1 protein-coding gene and 1 pseudogene are annotated in these 725 nt (G+C 40.3%); both read right to left on the bottom strand.

Annotation, left to right across the window (positions count from 1 at the left end):
- A pseudogene (locus ACFIL8_RS11730) lies at positions 1-289 on the bottom strand (hypothetical protein); the annotation flags it as partial.
- Positions 290-341: 52 nt separating this feature from the next.
- A complete protein-coding gene (locus ACFIL8_RS11735; protein WP_375689951.1) occupies positions 342-551 on the bottom strand; it encodes a hypothetical protein in 210 nt (69 codons plus the stop codon).
- Positions 552-725 lie beyond the last annotated feature (174 nt).

Genomic DNA, 725 nt, shown 5'->3' on the forward strand with positions numbered 1-725 from the left:
GCCACAATGTTATGAAGAGTATGTACAGAACTGGAAACAAGACCCAAACACACACTGTAATAACTTTCCAAAACGCATACAGAGAGAGAAAAAGAGGTGTATCCCACCACCCTGTCAAGTTCTCTTGGCTACCCAAAGATGAGAGAAAGAAAATCCTGTTGCACAACTCAATAATGAGCGAGAGGAACCAAATGACAACATGCTCTCGCACAGAAAAATAATCTTTCCCAAAAAAATAGCGTAGTTCATTATAAAATGCTGAATAAAATTCTGACTTTTTCCCCTTCATTGCTCTTCCTTTTTTTATGAAAAACGCATTTTTTTATCTCATGCCCGCTCTTTTAAGAACCACGAAAAGTGCGATGCATGGCGCTTCCCTTGTTTTCAACAACCCCCCCCAACTTTCTAAAAGCGCGGTTGCTCTTCCCAATGATTAAGAGCATCCTCCTCATTACAAACGAAAATAGGCTATCCTCTTTGCCAGATGATTTTCCAACCATCCCCTCTTCTTGTGTCACGAGAGCTTCTAAACATTGCCTCTTCCCCCTCACGATAGCTACAAAAGCGCCTTGTCACTCTCTTTATCTTATGCGTTTTAATGCCCGTCTCACTTTACGATACGTTCTCACCTGCTTGAAAACAAAATAGTAAAATTCTAAAATGAGCATGACAACACCCGCAGGAAAAAAGACGTTTAGCAGAAATATCAACCAAAAGTATACGAT

The sequence above is a fragment of the Bartonella sp. AP57NXGY genome, from assembly GCF_042195805.1.
Taxonomy (GTDB): domain Bacteria; phylum Pseudomonadota; class Alphaproteobacteria; order Rhizobiales; family Rhizobiaceae; genus Bartonella.